The sequence below is a fragment of the Pseudomonas sp. Ant30-3 genome (assembly GCF_000690905.1).
Taxonomy (GTDB): Bacteria; Pseudomonadota; Gammaproteobacteria; order Pseudomonadales; family Pseudomonadaceae; genus Aquipseudomonas.
This window is the reverse complement of record NZ_JMCL01000108.1, coordinates 1-16,050: the sequence shown is the minus strand read 5'-3', so window position 1 is coordinate 16,050 and position 16,050 is coordinate 1. Positions and strand designations below refer to the sequence as shown.

At 59.3% G+C, this 16,050-nt stretch carries 15 protein-coding genes; 10 read left to right on the top strand and 5 right to left on the bottom strand.

The window, feature by feature from the left end; genetic code table 11:
* Positions 1-58 precede the first annotated feature (58 nt).
* From DU29_RS0123930 to DU29_RS0123905, 6 genes are all read left to right on the top strand, one after another.
* Positions 59-394 carry a YceK/YidQ family lipoprotein gene (locus tag DU29_RS0123930; RefSeq protein ID WP_028623989.1) on the top strand — a complete coding sequence of 112 codons (336 nt, stop codon included), beginning with the start codon at positions 59-61 and terminating at the stop codon, positions 392-394.
* Between the two features lie 174 nt (positions 395-568).
* Entirely contained in the window at positions 569-2,326 is a 1,758-nt protein-coding gene (locus DU29_RS0123925) for a carbamoyltransferase family protein (protein ID WP_028623988.1), read from the top strand.
* Positions 2,310-3,440, top strand: a complete 1,131-nt coding sequence (locus DU29_RS0123920) for a glycosyltransferase (protein WP_028623987.1) — start codon at positions 2,310-2,312, stop codon at positions 3,438-3,440. The genes DU29_RS0123925 and DU29_RS0123920 overlap by 17 nt, the downstream gene beginning before the upstream one ends.
* Before the next feature lie 19 nt (positions 3,441-3,459).
* Positions 3,460-4,416, top strand: coding sequence for a glycosyltransferase family protein (locus DU29_RS0123915; protein ID WP_028623986.1), 957 nt, complete (start codon positions 3,460-3,462; stop codon positions 4,414-4,416).
* 55 nt (positions 4,417-4,471) lie between these two features.
* Complete coding sequence (locus DU29_RS0123910; RefSeq protein WP_028623985.1) at positions 4,472-5,233, top strand: hypothetical protein; 762 nt, start codon at positions 4,472-4,474, stop codon at positions 5,231-5,233.
* 48 nt (positions 5,234-5,281) lie between these two features.
* Entirely contained in the window at positions 5,282-6,376 is a 1,095-nt protein-coding gene (locus tag DU29_RS0123905; RefSeq protein ID WP_028623984.1) for a glycosyltransferase, read from the top strand.
* Here DU29_RS0123905 and DU29_RS0123900 read toward each other — a convergent pair.
* Positions 6,371-6,976, bottom strand: coding sequence for a toluene tolerance protein (locus DU29_RS0123900; protein ID WP_033050865.1), 606 nt, complete (start codon positions 6,974-6,976; stop codon positions 6,371-6,373). The two genes, DU29_RS0123905 and DU29_RS0123900, sit on opposite strands and share 6 nt — an antisense overlap.
* Positions 6,977-7,085: 109 nt before the next feature.
* Between DU29_RS0123900 and DU29_RS0123895 the strand changes: the two genes are divergently transcribed.
* The 3 genes from DU29_RS0123895 to hldE all read left to right on the top strand — a co-directional run bounded on the left by DU29_RS0123895 (position 7,086) and on the right by hldE (position 11,696).
* On the top strand, positions 7,086-8,258 hold the full coding sequence (locus DU29_RS0123895; protein ID WP_028623982.1) for an O-antigen ligase family protein: 1,173 nt from the start codon (positions 7,086-7,088) through the stop codon (positions 8,256-8,258).
* A 15-nt stretch (positions 8,259-8,273) separates the two neighbouring features.
* Positions 8,274-10,082, top strand: coding sequence for a lipid A export permease/ATP-binding protein MsbA (gene msbA / locus DU29_RS0123890; RefSeq protein ID WP_028623981.1), 1,809 nt, complete (start codon positions 8,274-8,276; stop codon positions 10,080-10,082).
* Positions 10,083-10,274: 192 nt separating this feature from the next.
* The gene (hldE, locus tag DU29_RS0123885) at positions 10,275-11,696 is read left to right on the top strand and encodes a bifunctional D-glycero-beta-D-manno-heptose-7-phosphate kinase/D-glycero-beta-D-manno-heptose 1-phosphate adenylyltransferase HldE (RefSeq protein WP_028623980.1); all 1,422 of its coding nucleotides are present in this window, start codon (positions 10,275-10,277) and stop codon (positions 11,694-11,696) included.
* Between the two features lie 63 nt (positions 11,697-11,759).
* On the opposite strand, the gene DU29_RS0123880 is transcribed toward hldE, so the two are convergent.
* The 4 genes from DU29_RS0123880 to DU29_RS0123865 form a co-directional block, all read right to left on the bottom strand.
* Positions 11,760-12,728, bottom strand: coding sequence for a hypothetical protein (locus DU29_RS0123880; protein WP_028623979.1), 969 nt, complete (start codon positions 12,726-12,728; stop codon positions 11,760-11,762).
* Between the two features lie 32 nt (positions 12,729-12,760).
* Positions 12,761-13,573 (bottom strand): aldo/keto reductase, encoded by an 813-nt coding sequence (locus tag DU29_RS0123875; protein ID WP_028623978.1) that lies wholly within the window; start codon positions 13,571-13,573, stop codon positions 12,761-12,763.
* Positions 13,570-14,745 carry an NAD(P)/FAD-dependent oxidoreductase gene (locus DU29_RS0123870; RefSeq protein WP_028623977.1) on the bottom strand — a complete coding sequence of 392 codons (1,176 nt, stop codon included), beginning with the start codon at positions 14,743-14,745 and terminating at the stop codon, positions 13,570-13,572. Before DU29_RS0123870 ends, DU29_RS0123875 begins: the two co-directional genes overlap by 4 nt.
* 174 nt (positions 14,746-14,919) lie before the next feature.
* On the bottom strand, positions 14,920-15,252 hold the full coding sequence (locus DU29_RS0123865) for a DMT family transporter (protein WP_028623976.1): 333 nt from the start codon (positions 15,250-15,252) through the stop codon (positions 14,920-14,922).
* Positions 15,253-15,355: 103 nt separating this feature from the next.
* Between DU29_RS0123865 and DU29_RS0123860 the strand changes: the two genes are divergently transcribed.
* A partial coding sequence (locus DU29_RS0123860) for a LysR family transcriptional regulator (RefSeq protein WP_033050862.1) occupies positions 15,356-16,050 on the top strand: 695 nt, incomplete at its 3' end.

Genomic DNA, 16,050 nt, shown 5'->3' with positions numbered 1-16,050 from the left:
AACTGTGCCCTGAATAAGCCCGATGCTAGTTTGCCCTGACGTTCTCGGAGGGCGAATCTTGACTATAAAAAAGGCGATCATGCTTGGCGTCTGCTCACTGGTTTTGACCGGTTGCGGAACGGCTCTCACGGTGCTGCAGGGTGACGAAGACGCCGCCCGTGGTCTCAGGAAACAGAAAACCTACTGTCAGTCTGTCCCGCGAATCTATAGTGGTCTGGCTTATGATTTCTGCTTGTTGCATGCACCGCCTGATCCAACCGGCATGCTGATTCCATTTGTTCTCCTCGATATCACCCTGTCCGGCGTACTGGACACCGTAGCGCTGCCCTACACGATCTATCGGCAGGCGGCACACGGTAATCTCAGTATTTACTGGCGGGCGGGGCGCGGGTAGCGGGCTTGATCTGCTTTCCTCGCGATCAACCTCACACGGACAATTACCGCTGGGTCATTCCTGCCGTGTTTACGCTATAATCCCGCCCTTTAGCTGCCCGTCGCCCCATCGCGAAGGCACATTAATTTTTGAGGCGCATTGCGCCTGAATGCAGACTTAAGAGGCTAGACCCCTGTGGCATTGACGATTCTTGGCCTGTCCGGCGCCCTTAGCCATGATCCTTCAGCAGCGTTGTACATCGACGGCAAGCTGGTCGCTGCAGCTGAAGAAGAGCGCTTTGTGCGCGATAAACATGCAAAGAACCGCATGCCATACGAATCGGCGAAGTTCTGCCTCGAGCAGGCCGGCATCAAACCGTCGGACGTAGACGTGGTGGCGATTCCGTTCGCGCCGATCAGCCTGTTCGGCAAGGCGCGCTGGCACTATGCCAAGCGTTACTGGTACGCCCCGGATCGTGCGCTCGACGCGATCCTCATGGGCAACCGCCGCTACAAGCGCTATCGCAACAAGATCGTCTGGTGCCTCGAGCAACTGGGCTTCGATCCGAAGAAGATCAAGATCGAACCGGTCGAGCATCACCTGGCCCACGCCTCCAGCGCTTACCACTGCTCCGGTTTTAAAGAGAAAACCGCGATCCTCGGAATCGACGGCAAGGGTGAGTACGCCACAACGTTCTTCGGTTACGGCGAGAACGGCAAGATTCACAAGATCAAGGAATTCTTCGACCCGGACTCCCTCGGCGGCCTGTACGGCGCGATCACCGAGTTCCTCGGTTTCGAGATGCTCGATGGTGAATTCAAGGTCATGGGCATGGCGCCGTATGGCGATGCCGGCAAATATGACTTCTCGCGTCTGGCCTCGTTTGAAAACGGCGAGCTGGTGATCAACACCGACTACGCCAACGTGATCGGCCTGCGTCGCTATAAAGAGAAGGGCAAGGGTTTTTACTTCTCGCCAAAACTGATCGAGTGGCTGGGGCCCAAGCGCGAAGGCGACATTGCCGACGAGCCGTACATCCACTACGCCGCGAGCATGCAAGCGCTGTTCGAGAAACTGGCGTTGCAAATGATCGACCATTACCTGGGCGATGTGCTCAAGGAAACCGGCAAACTCGCCTTCGCCGGTGGCTGCGCGCTGAACGTCAAACTGAACCAGAAAATCATCGCCCGCGATGACGTCAAAGAGTTGTTCGTTCAGCCTGCCTCCGGCGATGCCGGCACTGCGGTCGGTGCGGCGGCGTACGTGTCTCACGCCCGTGGCGTGCCGGTCGAGAAGATGGAACACGTCTACCTCGGTCCGTCGTACAGCAACGAAGACGTGCTCGCCGCCTGCGCTCGTCACCCGAGCAAACCTGTGTGGCGCAAGCTTGAGAACATGCCGGAAAACATCGCCAAAATCATGGTCGATGGTAACCCGGTCGCCTGGTTCCAGGGGCGCATGGAGTTTGGCCCGCGTGCGTTGGGCGGTCGTTCGATCATCGGTTGCCCGAGCGCGACCGGCGTTGCCGACCGGATCAACCACCAGATCAAGTTCCGCGAGCGCTGGAGGCCTTTCTGCCCGTCGATGCTCGATACGGTTGCTCCACAAATGATCAAGATCGATCATCCGGCGCCGTTCATGACCTTCACCTTTGAAGTATCTGAAGAGTGGAAGACCCGCGTGCCGGAAGTGGTTCACGAGGACGGCACTTCCCGGGCCCAGGTGCTCAAGCGCGAATACAATCCGCGCTACTACGACATGATGAAGGCGCTCGAAGTACTGACCGGCAACGGCGTGTCGCTGAACACCTCCCTGAACCGTCGCGGCGAGCCGATGATCTGCTCGCCGACCGATGCCCTGAACATGTTCTTCGGATCCGATCTGCAGTATCTGATTATGGAAGACATTCTGGTGGTCAAAGAGGGCGCAGACGCATATGACACGCTCGGCTGAACGCCATGTGCTGCAGTTCTGTCACGGCTATGACGGGCCGTTTCTGGACTGCGCGCGGCAGTACGCCAGCCTGTTCGCGGGGACCGGCTATCGCGTGACCACGGTGTTTCTGACCGGGGTCGCCGATGCCGAGGTCGCCGCGGGGTGCGCCTCTGACGAAGTGTTGTTCATGGAATACAGCTCCAAGGCCATTCGCGGCCTTAAGCTGGGCGCCATCATCGACTTGCGCAAGATCGCCGCTTCCCGCAATTTCAGTTTTTGCATTGCCCATCGTTTCAAGCCGATCTACATCGCTTTGCTGGGGACATCTTTGCCGGTGATCGGCGTGCATCATGCGCTGGGCGATTACACGCGCGGCACACGCAAACTCTTCGCCGGTATCTTCCGCAAGCGCCTGAGTCTGCTCGGGGTTTCCGATGCGGTGCGCGATGACATCCGCCACAGCTTGCCGAAATGGCCGGCCGGAAAAATCCAGACGCTCTACAACCGCATTGATGTGCTTGCGTTGCAAGAGAGTCAGGTGTCAGTTCGCGAGGCCCGGGAAGCCCTTGGTTTGTCGATGGATGCCTGGGTTGTCGGCAACGTTGGCAGGCTGCACCCGGACAAGGACCAGGCCACGCTACTGCGTGGGTTTGCCGCGGCTTTACCGGGTTTGCCGACGGACAGCCAGTTGGCGATTCTCGGCATTGGCCGGCTGGAGCAGGATCTGAAGACGCTGGCCCGCGAACTGGGGGTCGCCGACCGTGTGCTGTTCCTTGGCCAGGTTCCCGAGGCCCGGCGCTATTTTCGCGCCTTCGATGTGTTCGCCTTGAGCTCCGATCACGAACCCTTTGGCATGGTGTTGCTGGAGGCGATGGCTGCTGGTTTGCCCTTGCTCGTGACCGCGTGCGGCGGTGCGAAGGAAGTGGTCGAAGGCGTCGGCATTCTGTTCCCGCTGGGCGATGCCGAGCGCATGGCTCAGGGCCTGCAACGTCTGGCCGCGATGGATGATCAGGAGCGTCAGCAGTGTGCGCAGCTGATGCTCGACCGCTTGCATGAGCGCTTTTCCGATCGCGCGGTGCGTGACGTTTTCTGGCAGCTGCCCTTCGTCATTGAACGTGAGGCAAGGGCTTGAAGCTGAAGCAGGGAAGACGATGAAAGTTTTATTTCTGGTCCAGAAAGATCAGCGAGCCATTCTCGACCGCTTGTACGAAGGCGTGGCCGCGCACTGCGAATGCGAGATGCGCTGGCTCGGCAGTGAGGAGCAACGCAACCTGCGTGGCTACTTCCGCCGTGAGGTCGACGTGTCGCGCTATGACCGCATCGTTTTCTTTCTGCGCTTCAAGCAGGAGATTCGCCAGGCCGGGTTCATTCGGACAATCCCCAATCTGGTGATTCTCGAGCACGACGCCTATCAGAACTACATTCCCTGCAAGTACACCGGCAAGTTCAGCGCGCATTATCGGCGTATGCCGTGGGCCCGAATCATCACCTCCGGTTTCGTGGTTGGCGAACGCTTGCGCGCAGAAGGCTTTGACGCCGTGTTCGTTCCCAAGGGCTATGACCAGGCGTTGTTGCAGGACCAGGGCCGCGAGCGCGATATCGAACTGGCGTTTGTAGGCAGCACCAGTAGCGCCGCCTACAGCGCTCGCAAGGCATTGCTTGATGAGTTGGCACGTGTCGAACCCTTGGTGGTCACCCGCACCAATTCAGGTGACGAGTACCGCGACACGCTCAACCGCATACGCTTTTTTGTCAGCGCGGATGTCGGCATGGGCGAGTTCATGATCAAGAATTTCGAAGCCATGGCTTGCGGCTGTGTGTTGCTCGCCTATGATCAGGGCGCGGCAGAAAGTAATGCATTGGGCCTGGAGGATATGCACAACGTGGTGTTCTATCAGGACATTGCACAACTCCAGGAAAAGCTGCGCAGGTTACGCGCGGATCCGCAGCTGGCTGAGCGTATTGCGTGCAACGGTCGTGACCTGGCAGTCAGCCAGTTCAGCTTTGCACGTATCGGTCAGCGGATCGTTGAGGAACTCGAGCCGGCATTGCGTGCGCGTGCGCCGTTGAGTTTCCTGCAGACAGTTCGCCTTAATCTGGGCATTTGACAAGGTTCACTCGGCGATTGATATTGCTGCCGACTTCGACTTTATTGAGAATCAGGTGCAATTTTCCCAACAAAGCAACATTACATTGGTGGTCACCAGTTGTGGCCGGCTGGATTTGCTCAAGGCGACGCTCGAGAGCTTTGATCGATTCAATACGGCTGCCATTCGTGAGGTGTTCATCACCGAAGATGCCGGCGACGAGGGCGTTCGCTCGATCATTCCCGCTCACTGGAAGGATCATTGCACGGTATTCGTCAATCGCCCGAAGCTGGGTCAACTGGCGTCCATCGACCTGGCCTATGAACACGTCAAGACGCCGTACATCTTCCATTGCGAAGACGACTGGCAGTTCTATCGCTGGGGGTTCGTCGAAGACTCCATGACCATTCTCGATGCGCGTGAGGAAATTCTCCAAGTCTGGCTTCGCAACTATATTTACGACTTGAAGGTGCACAGCCCCTACATTCATCGTGGAGAAAGGGAAGTCATCGGCGGCGTGGCCTGCTACCCGCTGATCTCCGAAAAACCGGAATGGCAGGGGTTCTCGCTCAATCCCGGGTTGCGCCGACTCAAGGAGTATCGTTTGTGTGCCCCGTTCTCCGCGCACGGTGGCGAGAAAGCGCTCTCGCAACGCTATGCACAGCTCAACCTGAACGCCGTAACGCTCGAGGCTGACGCCGTTTTGCATACCGGTTTCGGTGAGCACGTGCAAACGCCTGCCGAGCGGCAACGCAAGGCGCGCCGCAGTCGTCGCGAACAGATCAGGTCCGCATTATTTTTGTTGCTGGGAGTCTGCATTGGCTGGTTTATCAACTAGGTGCACCGCAGCTCGTTTGCAGATTTCCAGACATTGGCTCCCCCGCCTATGAGTATTCTCAACGTCATGTGGGCCGGCGGAGCGCCGTTTGCCTCGATTCACAAGGTGCATCAGCAGATATTGTCCCAGGCGGACCCTTCCATGCCGATCAAGACCTGGTTGCTGCAGGGTTCGGCGGCCGGTTGCGGCGGCAATGTTGATGAAGCCAAGGAGTGGAAGCTGTCATCCGCCCGATTGAAGGGACGCCATTTCTGGCGCTTGACCAGACCCTGGATGCTGGCCAGGTTCCACAAGGCTTTGAAGGACAGCGATGCGCGCGTGCTGCTGATTGACGGCTTGGGTGTTGCGCGCATCTTGTTGCCTTTACTCCAAGCGCTGCCGCATATCCGCGCCGTGGTGATTTTTCACGGGTCGTCACGACTCTATCCGGCTGACCCGGCGCTCTTTCACAGACTTGCGCCTGGCCAACTCACCCTCGCTGCGGTATCGAATACGCTTGCAGCTTCGTTGAGCCAGGAGCTGCAAATGCCGGTCAAGACGCTGCGTAGCGCGTTTGATCCTGTGGCCTTTCGCGCGGCCGCACTTTCTCGACAGCAAGCCCGGAGTCGGTTGGGGTTGCCCCAGGATGGCTCGCCGGTGCTGGGTGCGGTGGGGCGTCTGGTCGCGGAAAAAGGCTTCGGCTGCCTGCTCGACGCTTTTGCCGCAGCGCTACAGGAGCGTCCCGATCTGCGACTGGTGATCATTGGCGAAGGGTCGGCGCGAGCCGCGCTTGAAGCGCGCGTCGAGCAACAGGGCTTGCGCAGTAGCGTCTCGTTGCCGGGCCATCTGGACGACGCAGCGCTACTTTACCGGGCGTTTGACTGGGTAGCGATTCCATCGTTGAGCGAAGGGTTGGGGCTGATCATGCAGGAGGCGGTCATGGCGGGCGTTCCCGTGCTGGCCAGCGAGCTGCCGGTATTTCGCGAACAACTGGCCAGTGCCGGCTGGTATGCCCCGATTGACGATGTGCGTGGCTGGAGCGATGCCATCGTCAATGCCTTCAGCGTTTCCCCTGAACAAATCGCCGCCGATCAATACAGGGTGCTGGCTCCCGAGGACGCCTGGCTGCGTTTCAGTCAGGACGCCCGTGCATTGCTTTCATGATGCCAGCACTGCCCTTTCCAATGCTTGCATTGGAAAGGTGTCGTTCAGCTTCTCCCGTGCAATATAGCGAGCGAAGTGTTGCAAGTTGCGCTTGACCAGGTGCTTGGGTAAAGGTCCTCGGAAGAAGCGCATATCCGCTACATCAATCAGGCCCATCTGGTTGTCCGGTGTGACCACGATGTTGCCCAGATGCAAGGAGCGGAAATAGATCCCCGACTGGTGCAGCCGGTGTATCAACCCGGTCAGGGCCGGCAGCACCTGTTGCCAGTCGAAACCCTGTTTTTCGGAAATCTGTCGCAGGGTCTCCCCGGCCAGGGGTCGGTAGAGCACAGCGGTCATGCCTGGAGCTGGCAGTCGATGAAATCGCAGCACTTGCAAGGTCGGCACGCCGCGCGTTTGCAGTTTGGCAACATTGTCGATAAAGCGTTTCGAATACGGACGAAACAGCGCTGATGAGAAAAGACGCTTGCGCCGAAACACTTTGAGCATATTCCCATCCTGTAACAGGTAGACTTTCGGCCCAAAGCCGTCGGCCTCCAGTATTCTTGCGCCTTCAATCATCTGATCCAGTGCGACTTGCGGAAGGCGGGAGCATTGCATCGTAGAGAAGCCTTGTTGAAATGGCGGGGCACAGTAGCAGGCAATGATGCCGAAAAGTTTCGGCTTTAACCATCCGGGTTATCGGGTGGACTCTCTCAGGAGCAATCTGATGCACGAAACACGCTGGGCGCAAACATGGATGACGGTGGGGTTGTTGTGGTTTCTGCTGGCCATCGCACTAGCGCCTACGAACAAGGTTTTTCAGCAAGGGCTGATCGCCTTGCTCTGGTTGCCGGCCCTGGTGTTTTGCTGGTCGGCGCGGGTCCGGGTCGTGGAATTGCTCCGTGAGCAACGCTGGGTTTATTTGCCGATGCTCGGGTTGCTGATCTGGTCGCTGATCAGTCTTTCATGGACGAATACGGAAGAACCCAGTCGTGAAGCCAAGCGTCTGCTCTACATCATGCTGTTCTTGCTGTTTTTTCCAGTGTTTGCCAATGGCCGCTCCGAGCGGGTGATTCGCGTCATGCAATGGGGCGGCATCGGGTTGGCGGTCACGGCATTGATGGCCATTATCCGGTTTTACGGGATCAATCAGAACGGCTGGGTTGCGCGCGTCGAAGGATTAGGCGAGTTGTCGCATCCGATTCTGGGCGGTTACGTCATCGGTCTGGCCGCCGTCTGGCTGCTCCATTGGGTGCCACGCTCACGCTGGATGCAGGTGGGCTGGGTGATAGCGCTGAGCTTCCTGTGCGTGTTCGTGATGCTCAGCCAGAGTCGAGGCGCGGCGTTGGCGCTGCTGCTCACGGTACTTGCGATGCCGATCTGGTGTCGCGACAAGCGCAGCCGGGTCATCGCCGTCTCTGCGTTGGTTGTGGCAATGCTGGCTTTCTGGGTGCTCGAACCTCTGGTCCTGGCGCGTGGCGTGTCCTATCGCCCGCAGATCCTGGTCGCTAGTTTGCAGATGATTAGCGAGCATCCGTGGCTCGGACTCGGTCTCGGCGGCAACTACAAGGTGTTCGCTGACAGTGTGTACTTCGATCACTCGCACAACCTGTTCACCCATGTGGCCATCGAGTTGGGGCTGCCGGGGCTGTTGTTGTGGTGCACGGTGTGGCTGGCGGTGCTGCGCGAGGCCTGGAAAGCCAGGGAAACGATTTATGCGCAAGGCGTTATCGGCATCTGGTTGTTTTCCTCGCTGGCCCTGCAATTCGATGCCGCCAACCTGACCGGAACACCCCGGCCCGAATGGTTTATCACTTGGCTGCCCGTGGGCCTGGCCAGCGTTTTGGTCTGGGTGCGGGTCAAGCCCAATGCTTGTGATAAAATTCCGCGTTCTACCTAACCAGTGAGCTCTACGATGAGTGACGCACCGCCCAAAGCGGGACAGGATTCCAGCCTGAAAATTTATTTTCGGCTGTTGGGGTATGTAAAGCCCTATGTGGGCCTTTTCCTCCTGAGTATCGTGGGCTTCGTGATCTTTGCCTCCACCCAGCCAATGCTGGCGGGGATTCTCAAGTATTTTGTCGATGGTTTGAGCAACCCGGAAGCCGTGCTCTTCCCCAACGTGCCCTATTTGAAAGACCTGCAGCTGCTGATGGCGGTGCCGCTGCTGATCATCCTGATTGCCGCATGGCAGGGCCTTGGGTCGTTTTTGGGTAATTACTATCTGGCGAAAGTGTCGCTGGGGTTGGTGCACGATCTGCGCGTCGAACTGTTCAACAAGTTGCTGGTGCTGCCCAACCGTTATTTCGACACTCATAATTCCGGGCACCTGATTTCACGCATCACTTTCAACGTGACCATGGTTACCGGCGCCGCTACTGACGCCATCAAAGTGGTTATCCGCGAAGGGCTGACCGTGGTGTTCCTGTTTGCCTACTTGGTGTGGATGAACTGGAAGCTGACGCTGGTGATGCTGGCAATTCTGCCGGTAATTGCGTTCATGGTCGGCAATACCAGCAAGAAATTTCGTAAGCAGAGCAAGAAAATCCAGGTGGCCATGGGCGACGTGACGCACGTCGCGTCAGAGACTATTCAGGGTTATCGCGTGGTGCGCAGTTTCGGTGGCGAAGGCTACGAACAGCAGCGTTTTGCCAACGCCAGCCACAGCAACACCGACAAACAGCTTCGGATGACCAAAACGGGAGCGATCTACACCCCGATGCTGCAGTTGGTGATTTATACCGCCATGGCGGTGCTGATGTTCCTTGTGCTGTTCCTGCGCGGCGATGCGACTGCCGGTGACCTGGTGGCCTACATCACCGCAGCCGGCCTGTTACCCAAGCCAATTCGGCAACTGTCGGAAGTCAGTTCGACAATTCAGAAAGGCGTCGCCGGCGCAGAAAGTATTTTCGAGCAGCTGGACGTCGAACCCGAAGTTGATAAGGGTACTGTCGAGAAAGATCGGGTCAGTGGACATCTGGAAGTCCGCAACTTGAGCTTCACTTACCCTGGAACAGAACGTGAAGTGCTGAAAAACATCAGCTTCACAGCGGCGCCGGGGCAGATGATTGCGCTGGTAGGGCGCTCCGGCAGTGGCAAGTCGACACTGGCCGCGCTGATTCCGCGTTTTTATCATCACGAAATCGGCGAGATTTTGCTCGATAACGTGGAAATCGAAGACTATCGCCTGCGCAATCTGCGGCGCCATGTCGCTCAGGTGACCCAACACGTCACGCTGTTCAATGACACGGTCGCCAATAACATTGCCTATGGAGACCTGGCCGGCGCACCGCGTGAGGACATCGAGAAAGCCGCTGCAGACGCCAATGCGATGGACTTTATCGCTCAGCTGCCACAAGGGCTGGACACGGATGTCGGCGAGAACGGCGTATTGCTGTCCGGCGGCCAGCGCCAGCGTCTGGCGATTGCCCGGGCACTGCTGAAAAACGCCCCGCTGCTGATTCTTGATGAAGCCACATCCGCCCTGGATACAGAGTCTGAGCGCCACATCCAGGCGGCGCTGGACAAGGTCATGAAAGGTCGCACAACACTGGTTATTGCGCACCGCCTGTCTACCATCGAGAAGGCTGACCTGATCCTGGTCATGGATCACGGTGAAATCGTCGAGCGGGGTACCCATGCTCAACTGCTGGCCGAGGGCGGTTACTATTCGCGCTTGCACGCCATGGGTCTGGACGAACCTGCTCCGCACGGCATCACCTGATTGCCGCTGCGGCATGCTGAACGGCTTTCCGCGTCGCTAAAAACATCCGGTGTACCCTGAGGTACCCGGATGTCCTTGTTTGAACGTGAACATTTACACTTCTTGACTCCAGCCCGGTAAAGCCGCTGCGCAAGCTCTGGCCAACCCTGTGCTAATATCGCGGCCCTGTTCATTTTGTATGTGGGTTGCTCCATGAAGTTGTCCATGCCGCGATTCGATCAAGCCCCTGTCTTGGTGGTCGGCGATGTCATGCTCGACCGTTACTGGCATGGTGGTACCTCGCGGATTTCCCCTGAGGCACCTGTTCCGGTGGTCAAGGTCGAGCAAATCGAGGACCGCCCGGGCGGTGCCGCCAACGTTGCGTTGAACATTGCCGCTCTCGGCGCACCTGCCTCCCTGGTCGGCGTGACCGGCGACGATGAAGCCGCCGACAGTCTGGTCAATAGCCTCAACGGCGCCGGCGTACGGGCTCTTTTTCAGCGCATTGCGCATCAGCCAACCATCGTCAAGCTGCGGGTCATGAGCCGGCACCAGCAACTGCTGCGTATCGACTTCGAAGAACCCTTTGCCACCGACGCGCTGGCGTTAGCCGAGCAGGTCGACGAGCTGCTCGAAGGCATCAAGGTGCTGGTGCTGTCCGATTACGGCAAAGGCGCGCTGAAGAATCACCAGGTACTGATTCAGGCCGCCCGTGCCCGGGGCATTCCGGTACTGGCCGACCCCAAGGGCAAGGATTTCTCGATCTACCGGGGCGCCAGCCTGATTACGCCAAACCTCAGCGAATTCGAAACCATCGTCGGCGGTTGCGCCGACGAGCACGACCTCGTGAGCAAGGGTGCGCAGCTAATGCAGGACCTGGATCTCGGCGCTTTGCTGGTGACCCGCGGCGAGCACGGCATGACCCTGCTGCGCCCGGACTATCCGGCGCTGCATTTGCCAGCGCGCGCACGCGAAGTGTTCGACGTGACAGGTGCCGGTGACACGGTGATTTCCACCCTCGCTGCCGCCATCGCCGCAGGTGAAGAATTGCCGCACGCGGTGGCCCTGGCCAATCTGGCAGCGGGCATCGTTGTTGGCAAACTCGGTACAGCGGCCATCAGCGCCCCGGAGCTGCGTCGCGCCATCCAGCGTGAAGAAGGTTCCGAGCGCGGCGTGCTGGGCCTCGAACAACTGCTGCTGGCGGTCGACGATGCGCGTGCGCACAAAGAGCGGATCGTCTTCACCAACGGTTGTTTCGACATCCTGCACGCCGGCCACGTAACCTACCTCGAGCAAGCACGGGCCCAGGGCGACCGTCTGATTGTCGCGGTCAATGACGATGCGTCGGTCAGCCGTCTGAAAGGGCCGGGCCGTCCGATCAACAGCGTTGACCGCCGCATGGCTGTACTTGCAGGTCTGGGTGCGGTGGACTGGGTGATCAGCTTTGCTGAAGGCACACCTGAAAACCTGCTCCGCGAGGTCAAGCCGGATGTGCTGGTGAAGGGTGGCGACTACGGTATCGATCAAGTGGTTGGCGCGGACATCGTCAGCGCTTATGGCGGGGTCGTAAAAGTGCTGGGGTTGGTGGAAAACAGCTCGACCACGGCAATTGTCGAAAAAATCCGCAAGTCGTAGTCGCTGTTCCGGCATCACCTGAATCGTAAAATCAAGATCGTCCGAATGGACGATCTTTTGCTTTCAAGGGCTGACCTTTTTTCGCGGTACGATTTTCTTCAGCAGTTGCTTCGCTTTACCGCCTAATCGGGCTAACCCGGAATTTTTCCCCGGCGGGCTCAGACCTTGCTGCCGCACCCAATCCTTCCAGCGAATCCGCTCGTCGCGCACCAGCCAACCCTCCTGCCGGGAAAAACTTTCCGCCAGGTACAAGCCGCGGGTACTCGCCGGATAGAGCTGATCTTTTTTCAACGTATACAGTTCGGCCATCGGCTGACCGTCGTGCAGTGGCATCAGATACAGATCGGGGCGCTTGCGATCAAGTCGGGTCACCAGTTGATCACCTTCAAGTCGTTCGTCAACATGGAACAGACTCAGGGATTTGGCTTCTTTCGGCACTTCGAGGCGCAAGTCATAGATCAATTGCAGCGAAGCAGTCGGCAAGTGCACATACGCCCACGGACGCTCCAGCAGTTGCAATTGGCCGCAGCGTACTGGCCTCGGCGCGCCGGACAGCGGGGTCAGACGAAACGGCAGCGCCTCGCGATAGTGAAGCGCCGAAGCATAGGGTGCCGGCAGCCAGGTATCGTTGAAGCGCCCGCCGAGCCAGCCCTCCGGGGTTTCCAGCATGCATTCTTCGGCAATTTCCTGAATTGCGGTGTGTAGCGGCAGGTTCAGTTCGTGGGCCGGCACGTACCCGGAGATCAGCTTGAGCACCACATCGCCACGGTCTTGCCGGCGCTGGCGCACCAGAATCCAGTAATCGCGATTCTGCCAATGCAGGGTAAGTCGCACCGACACCCCAAGATTGGCCAGCTCAAGCGTGAACCGTTCAGGGTCGTCGACGGAGACCGGGCGGCGGCGTTGCAGGGTTTGCGCGAAATTGAGCGGCATCCCGATGCTCTGATAACTCAAGCCTTCGGGAGTCGCTTCGACAGATAACGGCAGGGTCTTGAAGTTGCTCGGATTCTTTCTGATGAGCGTGCGCGGCATGTCGGCTCCTGCTTAAGGCCGCGTGGGCGGCATCAGTTTCTACGTAGGACGTTGGCAACGGTCGCGACGTTGTGGGCGAGGTGCAGCGGATTGATGGTGCCGACAATAGCACTGGCAATACCCGGATGTTCAAACAACAGCTCGAAGCTGGCGCGCACCGGGTCCACGCCCGGGCTCAGGCAGACATGGCCGCTGGCGAGGGCTTTTTTCACCAGGATGGCTTTGCCGTGTGCAGCAGCATAGTCAATGACCGGCTTCTCGTTCTGTTCGTTCAGATTGTAGGTGACCATCGCGCAATCACCTCGCTCCAGAGCCTTCAGACCTCCTTCGACGGTTTTTCCGGAGAAACCGAAACCGCGGATTTTGCCTTCGGCCTTGAGTGCGGCGAGGGTCGCGTAAACTTCGCAGCCTTCAAGAATCGCCAGATCGTTGCCGTCGGAGTGCACCAATACCAGGTCGATAAAATCAGTTTCCAGGCGTTGCAGACTGCGCTCCACGGAGAGGCGAGTGTGCGCGGCGCTGAAATCATGGCTCGATTGACCGTCGACAAACTCTTCGCCGACCTTGCTGACGATCACCCAGTCCTGACGCTGGCCACGCAGTAACGGGCCGAGGCGTTCTTCGCTTTGACCGTAGGCCGGCGCAGTGTCGATCAGGTTGATGCCCAGGTTGCGGGCAAACGTGAGCAGCATGCGTGCTTCTTCGTCATCGGGAATCTTGAAACCGATAGGGTATTTCACGCCCTGGTCACGGCCGAGTTTGACCGTACCCAGGCCCAGCGGTGAAACCGAAAGGCCAGTGCTGCCCAGCGGGCGATGCAGTTCGTGCAGTGTCGGTTGGCTCATGGCAGCAGTTGCTCCCAGGCGGGCACGCCTATCGGTGGTTTTGGCAAGTCGGGCAGGGGCGCGGCCTGGCTCGGCTGGATGCCGTCGCGCTCAAGGCTGGCGATAACGCGATCGGCAAAGTCCGGTGCCAGCGCCAGTTTGGTCGGCCAGCCAACCAGCAGTCGGCCTTCTTCGGCCAGAAAAGCATTGTCCGGGCGGGTCAGGCCGGTTTGCAGCGGTTCGGCACGGTCCACGCGCAATGTCGCCCACTGCGCTGTGCTCAGGTCGATCCAGGGCAATAATTGGCCGAGCTCTTTCTGCGCCGTGGCAATTTGCTCGGCCGGTTGACGGTTGACCCCGTCGGTTTCGGCGATGTCACCGCCGAGGTACCAGACCCATTGGCCATCAGCCGCCGGATGCGTGGTAATGGTGATGCGCGGTTTGGTCCCGCCGCCCAGGCAGTGGGCATACAGCGGTTTGAGGCCGGGGCCTTTGGCAATGATCATGTGCAGCGGCCGGCGTTGCATGGCCGGGCGGCTGATGCCGAGGGTTTCGAGCAAAGTCGCTGTGCCGGCGCCGGCGCTGATGACGATGCGTTGCGCGCGAATCTCGTGCTCATCGACTTTCAGTCCGACCAGTTTTCCACCTTCGAGCAACGGTTCGATGCTGTGACCGGCGAGCAAACCGTCGCCCGCCAGATCGGCCAGCCGCTGGATCAGGCTCGGCACGTCCACGACCAGTTCCGCCAGTCGATAGACCTTGCCCTTGAAGCGCTTGTCTTGCAGGGCCGGCGGCAGTTGGTCACCTTTGACCTGATCGACACGGCCACGCACGGCCTTGCTGGCGAAGAAACTGGTGAGGTTGCCGGCGAGGGTGCCGGGGGACCACAGGTAATGGGCATCGGACAACAGGCGCACGCCGGACAGGTCCAGCTCGCCGTCGCCAGCCAAGGCTTCACGCCAGCGCCGTGGCATGTCGGCGATGGCTTCCGAGGCGCCGGTCAGCGCGCCGTGCAGCGCGTATTTGGCGCCACCGTGGATGATCCCCTGAGACTTTATGCTCTGCCCGCCACCGAGTGTGGCGCTTTCCACCAGCACGGTCGAAAACCCTTGGCGGCGCAGGCGCGCATTCAGCCAGAGGCCGGCGACACCAGCGCCGACAATTAGAACGTCCGTGGAAATAACAGATGGCATGCAGCGACCTCAGTGTTCAAGACGAGGGCGCAGTATACAGATTCGAAGTTTGCAGCGGCCGATGGACCTGTAGGAGTGAGCCTGCTCGCGATAGCGGTATACCCAGCAACAAATGCGTCGATTGGTAAACCGATATCGCGAGCAGGCTCACTCCCACAGATAGCAGTTCGGGCTTTAATGCCCTGCGGTTTTCGAGAACAGCTGGATGACGACGACGCCCAATACGATCAGCGCCATCCCCAGCATCGCCGGCACGTCCAGTTTCTGCCCGTAAATGAACAGCGCCGCGACGCTGACCATCACGATCCCCAAGCCGGCCCACACCGCGTAAGCCACGCCCACCGGTACGGTGCGAACCACCAGGGTGAGCATCCAGAAGGCAATGCCATAACCGACAATGACCAGAATCAGCGGCAATGGCGTGCTGAATCCTTTGACGGCTTTCATCGAAACTGTCGCGATCACTTCGGCGCAGATGGCAATGGCCAGGTAGTAATAAGCGGTCATAGAGGCATCCTCGTGTGAAGTGTTGCTGATGAGGTCGGCATTTTAGAGATTCCCTGGATGCGGTAAAGTCATTACCTATCTGATTCGAAGATGGGTGGTGCGCATGCAGTGGAATCTTGAACAGCTACGCCTGTTCGTCAGCGTCGCGGAACGTCGCTCGTTTTCGGCGGTGGCGCGCGATCAGCGTAAAGCGCAATCAGCGGTCAGCAGCGCAATTGCATTGCTTGAAGCGGATCTGGGCGTGGGCCTGTTCGAGCGCAGCAGCGGTCGTCAGCCAAGGCTGACCGAGGCGGGCACTGCCTTGCTCGACGAGGCGCGGGAAGTGCTCCGCCAGTGCGAGCGCCTCAATGGTCGGGCGCTGGCGATGATGCGCGGCCAAGAGGCTCGCCTGCGGGTGGCGCAGGACGAAGCGATGCCGTATCAGCCGATCATCGAGAGCTTCGAGGCGCTGGCCGATAAATTTCCCAGCCTGGAGGTGCAACTGACCAGCGCCGCGCAGGGCGATGTGGCACGCAAACTGGTGGAGCGCAGGGCGGATCTGGGCTTGCTGTTCTATCACGACCAGATTTCCGAAGCGCTGGAGCGACGAGTGCTCGGCAGCGTCGAGATGGTCACAGTGTGCGGCGTGGGCCATCCGCTGGCGCAACAGCACAAGGTGGACCGTCAGCAACTGGCGCAACACCGGCAATTGCTGATGTCCACACAGTCCAGCGTCTACCCCGGCAGCGAGCCCGCCAGCCCGCAGGTATGGCGGGCTGACAGTTTTTACGTGATGGCCGAGTGGCTGGTACGTGGCCT